This window comes from Pseudomonas sp. BF-R-01 (genome assembly GCF_019946615.1).
Lineage (GTDB): Bacteria > Pseudomonadota > Gammaproteobacteria > Pseudomonadales > Pseudomonadaceae > Aquipseudomonas > Aquipseudomonas migulae.
The window spans coordinates 1-13173 of sequence record NZ_JAGYFX010000003.1 but is presented as its reverse complement, the minus strand read 5'-3'; the positions used below and the strand labels follow the sequence as shown (position 1 = coordinate 13173).

General features: G+C 59.5%; 11 protein-coding genes. 3 read left to right on the top strand and 8 right to left on the bottom strand.

The window, feature by feature from the left end:
* Nucleotides 1-11: 11 nt before the first annotated feature.
* From ispC to rpsB, 7 genes are all read right to left on the bottom strand, one after another.
* On the bottom strand, nt 12-1202 hold the full coding sequence (ispC, locus tag KGB27_RS02400) for a 1-deoxy-D-xylulose-5-phosphate reductoisomerase (protein ID WP_008039399.1): 1191 nt from the start codon (nt 1200-1202) through the stop codon (nt 12-14).
* Nucleotides 1199-2005: a phosphatidate cytidylyltransferase gene (locus KGB27_RS02395; RefSeq protein WP_223553013.1), complete on the bottom strand. Its 807-nt coding sequence runs from the start codon at nt 2003-2005 to the stop codon at nt 1199-1201. The genes ispC and KGB27_RS02395 overlap by 4 nt, the downstream gene beginning before the upstream one ends.
* The gene (uppS, locus tag KGB27_RS02390; RefSeq protein ID WP_008039394.1) at nt 2005-2760 is read right to left on the bottom strand and encodes a polyprenyl diphosphate synthase; all 756 of its coding nucleotides are present in this window, start codon (nt 2758-2760) and stop codon (nt 2005-2007) included. The genes KGB27_RS02395 and uppS overlap by 1 nt, the downstream gene beginning before the upstream one ends.
* A gap of 13 nt (nt 2761-2773) precedes the next feature.
* Nucleotides 2774-3331, bottom strand: a complete 558-nt coding sequence (gene frr / locus KGB27_RS02385) for a ribosome recycling factor (RefSeq protein WP_008028968.1) — start codon at nt 3329-3331, stop codon at nt 2774-2776.
* Entirely contained in the window at nt 3328-4071 is a 744-nt protein-coding gene (gene pyrH, locus KGB27_RS02380; protein WP_003172271.1) for a UMP kinase, read from the bottom strand. Before pyrH ends, frr begins: the two co-directional genes overlap by 4 nt.
* A 210-nt stretch (nt 4072-4281) precedes the next feature.
* Entirely contained in the window at nt 4282-5145 is an 864-nt protein-coding gene (gene tsf / locus KGB27_RS02375) for a translation elongation factor Ts (RefSeq protein WP_008028965.1), read from the bottom strand.
* 193 nt (nt 5146-5338) lie between these two features.
* The gene (gene rpsB, locus KGB27_RS02370) at nt 5339-6076 is read right to left on the bottom strand and encodes a 30S ribosomal protein S2 (RefSeq protein WP_008028964.1); all 738 of its coding nucleotides are present in this window, start codon (nt 6074-6076) and stop codon (nt 5339-5341) included.
* A gap of 373 nt (nt 6077-6449) precedes the next feature.
* On the opposite strand from rpsB, the gene map reads away from it, so the two are divergent.
* The 3 genes from map (at nt 6450) to dapC (ending at nt 11332) form a co-directional block, all read left to right on the top strand.
* Nucleotides 6450-7232 carry a type I methionyl aminopeptidase gene (gene map, locus KGB27_RS02365; RefSeq protein WP_008028962.1) on the top strand — a complete coding sequence of 261 codons (783 nt, stop codon included), beginning with the start codon at nt 6450-6452 and terminating at the stop codon, nt 7230-7232.
* A 45-nt stretch (nt 7233-7277) separates the two neighbouring features.
* Complete coding sequence (locus KGB27_RS02360) at nt 7278-9980, top strand: [protein-PII] uridylyltransferase (protein WP_008039391.1); 2703 nt, start codon at nt 7278-7280, stop codon at nt 9978-9980.
* 152 nt (nt 9981-10132) lie between these two features.
* Nucleotides 10133-11332 carry a succinyldiaminopimelate transaminase gene (gene dapC, locus KGB27_RS02355; RefSeq protein ID WP_192228494.1) on the top strand — a complete coding sequence of 400 codons (1200 nt, stop codon included), beginning with the start codon at nt 10133-10135 and terminating at the stop codon, nt 11330-11332.
* A 40-nt stretch (nt 11333-11372) separates the two neighbouring features.
* Here the strand turns inward: dapC and KGB27_RS02350 are convergent, their stop codons facing one another.
* A complete protein-coding gene (locus KGB27_RS02350) occupies nt 11373-13004 on the bottom strand; it encodes a Na+/H+ antiporter (protein WP_008039389.1) in 1632 nt (543 codons plus the stop codon).
* Nucleotides 13005-13173: the final 169 nt, after the last annotated feature.

The following is a 13173-nucleotide window of genomic DNA, read 5'->3' as shown; positions in this document are numbered from 1 at the left end:
TATTGCAGCACTTACCGCCCGTGACGACTCAACCACTGCCCGGCCAGTACTCGCGCTTTCGCGTCAGCCGTGAACACCGCCTCGAGATCATCCACCGCAACCACGGGCTCGAGATTTAACACTTCTTCGATGATACTCGCGATTTCCAGATAGCGAACCCGCCCGTCGAGAAAGGCCGCGACAGCCACTTCATTTGCCGCATTGAGCATGGCTGGCGCACTATTGCCAGCCTCTGCGGCCTGACGCGCCAGGCGCAGGCATGGGAAACGCTCTTCATCGGGAGCCTGGAAATCCAGGCGCGCAATGGCAAACAGATCCAGCGGTGCGACACCTGAGTCGATACGTTCGGGCCAGGCGAGCGCATTGGCAATAGGCGTACGCATGTCGGGATTACCCAACTGAGCCAGGACCGAACCATCGATGTAATCGACAAGCGAATGAATCACGCTCTGCGAGTGAATCACCACTTCGACCTGGGACGGCTTGGCATCAAACAGCCAGCAGGCTTCGATCAGCTCGAGGCCTTTGTTCATCATGCTGGCCGAATCCACCGAAATCTTGCGCCCCATGGACCAGTTCGGATGGGCACACGCCTGATCAGGGGTTACATGCACCAGCTCAGCCATAGGCGTCTGACGGAAAGGACCACCGGAAGCTGTCAGCAAGATCCGACGGACACCGACCGCACCCAGCCCACGAGCGAAATCCTGCGGCATGCACTGGAAAATCGCGTTGTGCTCGCTGTCGATCGGCAGCAGCACCGAACCGCTTTTACGTACGGCCTGCATGAATAACGCACCGGACATCACCAGTGCTTCTTTGTTGGCCAGGAGTATTTTCTTGCCAGCCTCGACCGCCGCCAGCGTCGGGCGCAGGCCCGCCGCGCCAACAATGGCGGCCATGACGGCATCGACCTCAGGATCGGCGGCGACCTGACACAGCCCCTCCTCCCCCACCAGAACGCGGGTCGACAACCCGGCCGCACGCAAGTCGTCCTGCAAGCCTCGGGCAGCGCCCTGCTCTGGCACAACGGCGAACCGTGGCGTATGACGGACGCACAACGCGAACAACTCACTCAGGCGAGTGAAACCGCTCAAGGCGAACACTTGATAACGCTCGGGATGACGGGCAATAACGTCGAGCGTGCTCAGGCCGATCGAGCCGGTAGCCCCCAGAACGGTAATCTGTTGAGGGCGGCTCACGATGCCGCCATCCACAACAACACCGCGAACACCGGGATCGCTGCCGTCAGGCTGTCGATGCGATCGAGCACACCACCGTGGCCGGGCAGCAGATTGCTACTGTCCTTGACCCCGGACTGGCGCTTGAACATGCTTTCGGTGAGGTCACCCACTACCGAGATGAACACGATAATTGCGGCACCGACCAACCCTTTGAAAAGCTCGGCAACCGTCCAGTCGCGAACCAGGCTGACAATGACGGTGATGACCAGGCTCAGCGCCAGACCGCCATACACGCCTTCCCAGCTCTTGCCGGGACTGACCTGCGGTGCCAGCTTGCGCTTGCCGAAGGCCCGACCGGAAAAGTAAGCACCGATGTCGGCACCCCAGACCAGCACCATGACGGCCATGATCAACCAGTTGCCCAATGGGTATTGTTTGATCTGCACCAGACCTTGCCAGGCCGGCAGGAGAATCAACAGACCGATCACCAGTTTGGTCGCCGCACTGGACCAACGCTCGCTCGAACGCGGATACGTCAACACCAGGTACGTCGCCACGCCCCACCACAGCACCGAAGCGCCCAGCACCCAAGGTGCCAGCCCCGGCAGGATATGCATGACAAACAGCATCAACGCGACGACTGCAGCATAGGCAACGCGGATCGGCTGCTCAGTGAAGCCCGCCAGACGCGCCCATTCCCAGGCACCGAGGGTCACGACCAGCCCGATGAACAGCGCGAAACCGGAGCCTTCGAGCAGGAAAAACCCGCACAAGGCGATCGGCAACAGGATCAGCGCGGTGATGATTCGTTGTTTGAGCATTAAACCCGGGCCCCAGCCTCGACCTGCTCGCTCGTTTTACCGAAGCGGCGCTGGCGAGAAGCGAAATCGGCCAGCGCGGTGCGCATGGCGTCGTGTTTGAAGTCCGGCCAGAACAGGTCGGAGAAGTACAACTCGGCGTAGGCCAGTTGCCACAGCAGGAAATTGCTGATGCGGTGCTCGCCACCGGTACGGATGCACAAGTCCGGCAACGGCAGATCGCCAGTGGCCAGGCAGGTTTGCAACAGTTCCGGGGTGATGTCTTCCGGACGCAGATGCCCGGCCTGAACTTCCCGCGCCAGACGCTGTGCGGCTTGCGCGATGTCCCACTGACCGCCGTAGTTGGCGGCGATCTGCAGAACGAAGCGATTGGTGCCCGCGGTCATCGCTTCCGCTTCACGCATCGCAGCCTGAAGCTCTGGATGGAAACGCGAACGGTCACCAATGATGCGCAGACTGATGTTGTTGTCGTTGAGGCGCTTGGCCTCACGACGCAACGCCTTGAAGAACAGATCCATCAAGGCACTGACTTCATCGGCCGGACGCTGCCAGTTCTCGCTGGAGAAGGCGAACAGGGTCAATACCTCGACCTTGGCCTCGGCACACACCTCGATCACTGCACGAACTGCGTCCACGCCCGCTTTATGCCCGGCAACACCCGGCATAAAGCGTTTTTTCGCCCAGCGATTATTGCCATCCATGATGATCGCGACATGACGCGGCACCGCGGACGGCACTGACTGCTTGGTCTTTTCCATGAAAACGCGACCCTTATACGGCCATCAGGTCTTTTTCTTTCTGCGCCAAATTCGCGTCGATTTCAGCCACGTACTTTTTGGTCAGATCATCAATTTCACCAGTGGCGCGACGTTCTTCGTCTTCACTGATTTCCTTTTCCTTGACCAGATCCTTGAGCTGGCTGTTCGCATCACGACGGATGTTGCGCACGGCAACACGGGCATCTTCAGCGACATCGCGAGCCTGCTTGGTGAAGCCCTTGCGGGTTTCTTCGGTCAGGGCCGGCATGGAGATCAGCAGCAACTCACCCAGGTTGGTCGGGTTGAGGTTCAGACCAGCACTGCCGATGGCCTTGTCGACGGCGCCCAGCATGTTGCGCTCGAAAGCGACCACTTGCAGGGTACGGGCGTCTTTGACGGTGATGTTGGCGACTTGCTTGATCGGGGTGTCGGAACCGTAGTACGGCACCATCACGCCTTCGAGAATGCTTGGGTGCGCCTGGCCAGTACGAATACGGCCGAAGTTGTGCATCAGCGACTCGACGGATTTCTGCATACGCTCTTTAGCGTCTTTCTTGATTTCGTTGATCATTGTTGGCCTTCCTCGATCAGGGTCCCTTCAGCGCCGCCATGCACGATGTTCAGCAGGGCGCCGGGTTTGTTCATGTTAAATACGCGCAACGGCATCTTGTGGTCGCGGCACAGGCAAATGGCGGTCAGATCCATAACACCCAGCTTGCGATCCAGCACTTCATCGTAGGTCAGATGATCGAACTTCTCGGCATGCGGGTCTTTGAATGGATCAGCGGTGTAGACGCCATCGACCTTGGTCGCCTTGAGCACGACATCGGCATCGATTTCGATTGCTCGCAGGCAGGCCGCCGAATCCGTGGTGAAGAACGGATTGCCGGTACCGGCCGCGAAGATCACGACTTCCTTGGCGTTCAGGTGGCGCATGGCTTTGCGACGATCGTAGTGATCAGTCACGCCAACCATGGAAATCGCCGACATCACGATGGCCGAGATATTGGCACGTTCCAGCGCGTCGCGCATGGCCAAGGCATTCATCACGGTGGCCAGCATGCCCATGTGGTCGCCGGTGACCCGATCCATGCCGGCCGCGCTCAGCGCTGCACCGCGGAACAGGTTGCCGCCGCCGATCACCAGGCCGACCTGGACGCCGATGCCGACCAGTTGGCCGACTTCCAGCGCCATGCGGTCCAGAACTTTCGGATCGATCCCGAACTCTTCCGAGCCCATCAGGGCCTCGCCGCTAAGCTTGAGTAGAATGCGTTTATAGCGAGCCTGATAACCACTGCCCTGCTGAGCCATTGCGAATCTCTCCTGCGGCGTATTTTAAAAATTCTTTGCGAGCTGTTTACAGCTGGCGTTCACTCTAGCTTGGCGCTGCTTCAGCGCCATCGGAACATGGCTTTGTAAGCCAGTTCCAAAAGGAAACCAATTAAAAATTGGTGCCCCATCTGAAAAGAGGCTGCGCGCGTAAGCGGGCAGCCTCTTCAGGGCGACAGTTAAAAAACCGTCTTATTGCTTGGCGGCAGCCAGCTGGGCAGCAACTTCTTCAGCGAAGTTGTCGACCGGCTTCTCGATGCCTTCGCCTACTTTGAAGTAGGTGAAAGAAACGATTTCTGCACCGGCTTTCTTGGCCAGTTCGCCAACCTTGATTTCAGGGTTCTTGACGAACGCCTGCTCAACCAGGCTTGCTTCAGCCAGGAACTTGCTGATACGGCCTTTGACCATGTTCTCAACAATGTTTTCTGGCTTGCCTTTGATTTTTTCTTCGTTCAGCTGCAGGAACACGGCTTTTTCGCGCTCGATAGCTTCAGCAGAAACTTCCGATGGCAGCAGGAACTCAGGGTTGCTGGCCGCTACGTGCATGGCGATGTCTTTGGCCAGCTCAACGTCGCCGCCCTTCAGAACAACCGCAACACCGATTTTGTTGCCGTGCAGGTAACCACCAACAACATCACCTTCAACGCGAACCAGGCGACGGATGTTGACGTTTTCGCCAACCTTGCCGACCAGTACCAGGCGAGCAGCTTCTTGAGCTTCGATCAGCGGAGCGACGTCAGTCAGCTTGTCGGCGAACGCTTTTTCAACGCTGGCAGCAACAAATGCCTTGAAGTCGTCCTGCAGAGCCAGGAAGTCGGTCTGCGAGTTCACTTCCAGCAGAACGGCGGATTTACCGTCTTCTTTCAGAGCGATAGCGCCTTCAGCAGCCACGTTGCCTGCTTTCTTGGCAGCCTTGATGGCGCCCGAAGCACGCATGTCATCAATGGCTTTTTCGATGTCGCCGCCAGCCTTGGTCAAGGCCTTTTTGCAGTCCATCATGCCTTCGCCAGTACGCTCGCGCAGTTCTTTGACCAACGCTGCAGTAATCTCTGCCATTTCAAAATTCCTCTTGGATAGGTTTTCAACCATTCCACCCGATCGAACGGGCGTTCAATTCTTCCCGAACCACCCTTGTTAGCAGCTGCAAGTTACAAATGATGTAAATGCGCCACCGGACAAATGGTTTTCGAGGTGGCAAAAAGGGGGCCAAGCCCCCTTTTTGCTTACTGAGTCAACGCCAAGGCGTCAGTTACTCAGCTGCAGCTGCCGGAGCTTCTTCAACGAACTGCTCGGTGCCGCCAGCAACGTGGTTGCGACCGCGGATTACTGCGTCAGCCATCGAACCCATGTACAGCTGGATAGCGCGGATTGCGTCATCGTTGCCTGGGATGATGTAGTCAACGCCTTCCGGGCTGCTGTTGGTATCGACTACGCCGATAACCGGGATGCCCAGCTTGTTGGCTTCGGTGATCGCGATGCGCTCGTGATCAACGTCGATAACGAACAGAGCGTCTGGCAGACCACCCATGTCCTTGATACCACCCAGGGAACGATCCAGCTTTTCCAGGTCACGGGAGCGCATCAGCGCTTCTTTCTTGGTCAGCTTGGCGAAAGTACCGTCTTCGGCTTGTACTTCAAGGTCACGCAGACGCTTGATGGAAGCACGGATGGTTTTGAAGTTGGTCAGCATGCCGCCCAACCAGCGGTGATCGACGTACGGCGAACCGCAACGTGCTGCTTCTTCAGCAACGATCTTGCCAGCGGAACGCTTGGTGCCGACGAACAGAATCTTGTTTTTGCCCTGGGCCAGACGCTCTACGAAAGTCAGAGCTTCGTTGAACATTGGCAGGGTTTTTTCAAGGTTGATGATGTGGATCTTGTTACGCGCGCCGAAAATGTATTTACCCATTTTCGGGTTCCAGTAACGGGTCTGGTGACCGAAGTGCACACCGGCCTTCAGCATATCGCGCATGTTGACTTGGGACATGATAGTTCCTTAATAAGTCGGGTTTGGCCTCCACGTATCCCAATGACCAACCAGCAGCATCAGCTGAAGGCACCCAGGTCATCGTGTCGACACGTGTGTGGATTTAAGCCTTTCGGGGTATCCCCGGAAAGCGGCGCATTTTATATCACAAGGCTCGCAAAAACGGAACCCGGATTCTCAATTCCTGACGCGCGCCTTTATCCGCGCCCTTGGAATCGCTCAAGAATGCGCCTATCTATAGAGAGAAGCGATGTACAGAGGCTCAGATTTGCGCTGTTCGTCTGTTAGAATCGCGTTTTTCAGGGCGGTAAAGATTGATCGCACACTGCCCATTCCGTTTTGACAAGCGCCATCGAGCGTAGAGAGAGCCTGTATGACCGTCACCCTCAAAACCCCGGAGGACATCGCAAAAATGCGTGTCGCCGGCAAACTGGCCGCCGATGTGCTGGAAATGATTGCTGAACATGTCAAGCCGGGCGTCACCACTGAAGAGCTGGACCGCATCTGCCACGACTACATCGTCAACGTGCAGCAGGCCATCCCTGCCCCGCTCAACTACAAAGGCTATCCGAAGTCGATCTGCACCTCGATCAACCACGTGGTCTGCCACGGCATCCCGAACGAGAAGCCATTGAAGGACGGCGACACGCTGAACATCGACGTCACCGTCATCAAGGACGGCTACCACGGCGACACCAGCCGCATGTTCCACGTCGGCACCGTGCCGGTCTGGGCCGAGCGCCTGTCGCAAGTGACCCAGGAATGCATGTACAAGGCCATCGAAATCGTCAAACCCGGCTGCCGCCTGGGCGACATCGGTGAAGTGATCCAGAAGCACGCCGAAAAGAACGGCTTCTCGGTGGTTCGCGAGTTCTGCGGCCACGGCATTGGCAAGGTGTTCCACGAAGAACCGCAGATCCTGCATTACGGCCGAGCCGGCACCGGCATGGAACTGAAAGCGGGCATGACCTTCACCATCGAGCCGATGATCAACCAGGGCAAGGCCGACACCAAGGTGTTGGGCGATGGCTGGACCGCGATCACCAAGGACCGCAAGCTCTCGGCCCAGTGGGAACACACCCTGGCAGTGACCGAAACCGGTTATGAGATCTTCACCCTGCGCAGCGACGACACCATCCCGCGCGTTTCGGCCTGATCCGGTCCGCACAGCTCTCAGCCTTATAGATAGGAAAGCCAATCGATGCCGCAGGTGGATCCCGAACTCTTCGACCGTGGCCAGTTCCAGGCTGAACTGGCCCTGAAGGCCAGCCCGATCGCGGCCTTCAAGAAGGCAATCCGCCAGGCGCGCGAGGTGCTCGACGAGCGCTTTCGCAGCGGCCGGGAGATTCGCCGGCTGATCGAGGATCGTGCGTGGTTCGTCGACAACATCCTGCAAAAGGCCTGGGAGCAGTTCAACTGGAGTGAAGATGCCGACATCGCGCTGGTCGCGGTCGGCGGCTACGGTCGCGGGGAATTGCACCCTTATTCCGATATCGATTTGCTGATCCTGCTGGACAGCGCCGACCACGAAGTTTTCCGCGATTCCATCGAGCGTTTTCTGACGTTGTTGTGGGACATCGGCCTGGAAGTCGGTCAGAGCGTTCGCTCGGTTGAAGAATGCGCCGTTGAAGCCCGCGCAGATCTGACGGTTGTCACCAACCTGATGGAAAGCCGCACCATCTGCGGCCCCGAGCATTTGCGCCAGCGCATGCTAGACGTCACCAGCACCGCGCACATGTGGCCGAGCAAGGAGTTCTTCCTGGCCAAGCGCGCCGAGCAAAAGGCCCGTCATCACAAGTACAACGACACCGAATACAACCTGGAACCCAACGTCAAAGGTTCGCCCGGCGGACTACGGGATATTCAGACGATTCTGTGGGTCGCCCGTCGCGAATACGGCACCCTGAACCTGCGGGCATTGGCCGGCGAAGGGTTTCTGGTCGAGAGCGAAAACGCCCTGCTGGCTTCTTCCCAGGAATTCCTGTGGAAAGTCCGCTACGCACTGCACATGCTCGCCGGCCGCTCGGAGGACCGCTTGCTGTTCGACCACCAGCGTTCGATTGCCGGCCTGCTGGGGTTCAAGGGCGATGACGCCAAGCAAGCCATCGAAAACTTCATGCAGCAGTATTACCGGGTGGTCATGAGCATCGCCCAGCTCAGCGACCTGATCATCCAGCACTTCGAGGAAGTCATCCTCGCGCCCGAAGACGAAGCGCCGCCGCAGCCGATCAACTCGCGGTTCCAGTTGCACGACGGCTACATCGAGGCGCGCAACGACAACGTGTTCCGCCGCACGCCGTTCGCCATGCTCGAAATCTTCGTGCTGATGGCCCAGCAGCCGGAAATCAAGGGCGTACGCGCCGACACCATTCGTCTGCTGCGGGAAAACCGGCACCTGATCGACGACGATTTCCGCAACGACATTCGCAATACCAGCCTGTTCATCGAACTGTTCAAGTGCAAGATCGGCATTCACCGCAACCTGCGGCGGATGAACCGTTACGGCATCCTCGGCCGCTATTTGCCGGAGTTCGGCTTCATTGTCGGGCAGATGCAGCACGACCTGTTTCACATCTATACGGTCGACGCGCACACCCTGAACCTGATCAAGCACCTGCGTAAGTTGCAGTACACGCAAGTGTCGGAAAAATTCCCGCTGGCCAGCAAGCTCATGGGCAAGCTGCCCAAGCCCGAGCTGATCTACCTCGCCGGCCTGTACCACGACATCGGCAAGGGCCGGCATGGCGATCACTCGGAAATCGGCGCAGTGGACGCCGAAGCCTTTTGCCAGCGCCATCAATTGCCGATCTGGGACAGCCGCCTGATCGTCTGGCTGGTGCAGAACCATCTGGTGATGTCGACCACCGCCCAGCGCAAGGACTTGTCCGACCCGCAGGTGATCCATGATTTCGCGCAGATCGTCGGTGACGAAACCCGCCTGGATTACCTGTACGTGCTGACCGTCGCCGACATCAACGCCACCAACCCGACGCTGTGGAATTCCTGGCGCGCCAGCCTGCTGCGCCAGCTCTACACCGAGACCAAGCGTGCGTTGCGTCGCGGCCTGGAAAACCCGGTGGATCGCGAAATGCAGATCCGCCAGACCCAGAGCGCCGCCCTGGACATTCTGGTACGCGGCGGCAACGACCCCGACGACGTCGAGCAGTTGTGGTCGCAACTGGGCGATGACTATTTCCTGCGTCACACCGCCGGCGATGTGGCCTGGCACACCGATGCGATCCTGCAGCAGCCGGCCGATGGCGGCCCGCTGGTGCTGATCAAGGAAACCACCCAGCGCGAGTTCGAGGGCGGTACGCAGATCTTCATCTACGCGCCGGACCAGCACGACTTCTTCGCCGTGACCGTGGCCGCGATGGACCAGCTCAACCTGAACATTCACGACGCCCGGGTCATCACCTCCAGCAGCCAGTTCACCCTCGACACCTACATCGTGCTCGACACTGACGGCGACTCGATTGGCGATAACCCGGCGCGGGTCAAACAGATTCGCGAAGGCCTGACCGAAGCCCTGCGCAACCCGGACGATTACCCGACGATCATCCAGCGTCGCGTACCGCGCCAGCTCAAGCATTTCGCGTTTGCACCTCAGGTGACGATCCACAACGACGCCCAGCGCCCGGTGACGGTGCTGGAGCTCAGCGCCCCGGATCGCCCAGGGTTGTTGGCGCGAATCGGCACGATTTTTCTGGAATTCGACCTGTCATTGCAGAACGCCAAGATCGCCACGCTCGGCGAGCGTGTGGAAGACGTGTTCTTCATTACCGACGCCAACAACCAACCGTTGTCTGACCCACTGTTGTGCAGCCGTTTGCAGGATGCGATCGTCGAACAGCTCAGTGTCAGCCAGGAACCCGATATCAAACTGTCGCGCATAAGCATTTGAATTGGCCGGCTCTTTGTAGGAGCTGGCTTGCCAGCGATGGACTTGAAGGCCCCGCGCTTACCCGATAAGCACGCGTCATCGTTAACGACCATCGCCGGCAAGCCAGCTCCTACACAGGGCAGGCAGGCCTCCACATTGAACGAGATCTACCGATGAACAACGCTCTGTCCCAGTTGCAGCCTTATCCGTTCGAGAAGCTCCGCGCCCTGCTCGGCAGCGTCACGCCAAACCCGGACAAGCGCCCTATCGCGCTGTCCATCGGCGAGCCGAAGCACCGTTCGCCAAGCTTTGTCGCCGAAGCCCTGGCAAGCAATCTGGACCAGATGGCCGTGTATCCGACCACCCTCGGCATTGCGGCCCTGCGTGAAGCCATCGCCGCGTGGTGCGAACGCCGCTTCAACGTGCCGAACGGCTGGCTCGACCCGGCGCGCAACGTACTGCCGGTGAACGGCACCCGCGAAGCGCTGTTCGCGTTCACCCAGACCGTGGTCAACCGTGGCGACGACGCCCTGGTGGTCAGCCCGAACCCGTTCTATCAGATCTATGAAGGTGCCGCGTTCCTCGCCGGCGCCAAGCCGCATTACCTGCCGTGCCTGGACGAGAATGGCTTCAATCCGGATTTCGATGCCGTTTCCCCGGACATCTGGAAGCGTTGCCAGATCCTGTTCCTGTGCTCGCCGGGCAACCCGACCGGCGCGTTGATCCCGGTCGAAACCCTGAAAAAGCTGATCGCCCTGGCCGACGAGCACGACTTCGTGATCGCTGCGGACGAGTGCTACAGCGAACTGTATTTCAACGAACAAACCCCGCCCGCCGGCCTGCTCAGCGCCTGCGCGGAACTGGGCCGCAAGGACTTCAAACGCTGTGTGGTGTTCCACAGCCTGTCCAAGCGCTCCAACCTGCCGGGCCTGCGTTCGGGTTTCGTGGCCGGTGATGCCGACATTCTCAAAGGCTTCCTGCTGTACCGCACCTACCACGGCTGCGCGATGCCGGTTCAGACTCAACTGGCCAGCGTTGCTGCGTGGAATGACGAAGTGCATGTGCGCGCCAACCGTGCGTTGTATCGCGAGAAGTACGACGCGGTGTTGGAAATCCTCGGCCCGGTGATGGACGTGCAGCGCCCGGATGGCGGTTTTTACCTGTGGCCGAATGTTGAAGGTGATGACGAGGCGTTCTGCCGCGATCTGTTCGTCGAAGAACACGTGACCGTGGTGCCTGGCTCTTATCTGTCCCGTGACGTTGACGGTGCGAATCCGGGTGCCGGTCGGGTGCGTATGGCGCTGGTTGCGCCGCTGGCCGAGTGTGTGGAAGCCGCTGAACGCATCCGCGCCTTCATCCAGCGCCGCAAATAACCACAAACCTGTAGGTGCCGGCTTGCCGGCACGAGCGACGCTATTTCACCTGCCCCAGATTGGCTTCGCTCAAGTCCAGCTCCCCCAGCACCTCGCGCAACACGTCATCACCAATCTGGTGGTGACGGCTGAGCTTATACAACTCCAGGCGTTGCGCCCGCAGCGCCTTCAAGCGCAGACGCCGCTCCAGCAGGTCCATCTGAAACGCCAGCGCCTGGGCTTCCGCCGAATCGTTGAACACCTCCAGTTGATGCCGATACTCGGACATGATCCGTGCCTTGAGTTCGACAGCGAGCGCCGCCTGGGCGGCGTCCTGCGGATTGGCCTCTTCGGTTTCGAGCGCATGAATGGCGGCTTCGGCGGTCTTGCGCCAGGCATCGCGTACTTCACTGCGACGTTTGTCGTCAGGGCTCTTCTCGATGCCGCGCAGCAGCAATGGCAATGCAATACACGCGGCAATCAGCGACAGCAGAATGACCCCGGCCGCGATGAAAATCAGCAGATCGCGCTCAGGAAACGCCTCATTCCCCATCAGTATCGGCACTGACAACACACCCGCCAGCGTCACCGCTCCGCGCACCCCGCCGACGGTCAACAACCAGCAGGAGCGCGCCGTCGGCACTTGCGTCATTTCGCCCTTGCCGCGCCAGCGACGCAGCAGCCCCGACAATCGCCAGATGCTCTGCACCCAGACAAACCGCAACACCACCAACACCAGGAAAATCGCCACCACGTCGAGGCAGCGATACAGCAGCGTTGGCCACAACGACGTTTCGTGGCTGGCCACGGCTTTGATGATGTCCGGCAACTGCAAACCCAGCAGCAGGAAGATCAGCCCGTTAAACGCGAACTCCAGCAGTGACCAGACGCTGCGGTTGAGCAGTCGGGTGCTGGTCTGGCGCGGCAGCAGATCGAGCCAGCTCTGCATCATCCCGGCCGCCACGGCAGACAGAATCCCCGAGCCCCCCAGGCGTTCGGCCAGCACGTAAGCCGCAAACGGCAGCAACAACATGAAGACCACGTGAGTCGCCGGATCATCCCAACCGCGAGCAATCATCCACGAGCGCAAACGCCCGACCAGCCAGCTCAACGCAACACCGACCGCCAGGCCACCAACCGCCACCAACACAAATGTCAGACTGGCGTTGGCCAGCGAGAACACCCCGGTCACCGCCGCGACCAGGGCGAACTTGAAGGTCACCAGGCCCGACGCGTCATTCATCAGCGCCTCGCCCTGCAACATGTGCATCAGTGGTGTCGGCAGTCGGTTTTGAGAAATCGCCGAGACGGCCACGGCATCCGTCGGCGACAACACCGCCGCCAGGGCAAAGGCCACCGGCAGCGGAATGCTCGGCAACAACCAATGAATGAAGTAACCCGCACCGACGACGGTAAACAGCACCAGGCCGACCGCCAAGGTCAGGATCGGCCCCCGCAGTCGCCAAAGCTCGCGCTTGGGCATGCGCCAGCCGTCGGAGAACAGCAGCGGCGGCAGAAACAAAAACAGAAACAATTCCGGGTCAAGGGCGACGTGCAAACCGAGCGTCGGCCAGGCCAGCAAGGCGCCGGCACCGATTTGCACCAGCGGCAATGGCAACGGGATCACGCGTCCGACCAGGCGCGAAACACTGACCAGCATCAACAGGATCAGGACGGTGTAGGCGGTTTGCATAAAGCGCGGTTCCCGGACAATCGACAGCATTGAAGTGCCATATTAGCCGCTTAGACTGCGGGTTGACCGTTGTACCAATGTCGCAGGCTGTCGCCAGTCTCGAAAAAACCCCAAACCCTGTAGGAGCCGAGCTTGCTCGCGAAAGCGGCAGGTCAGCCACTATCAATGT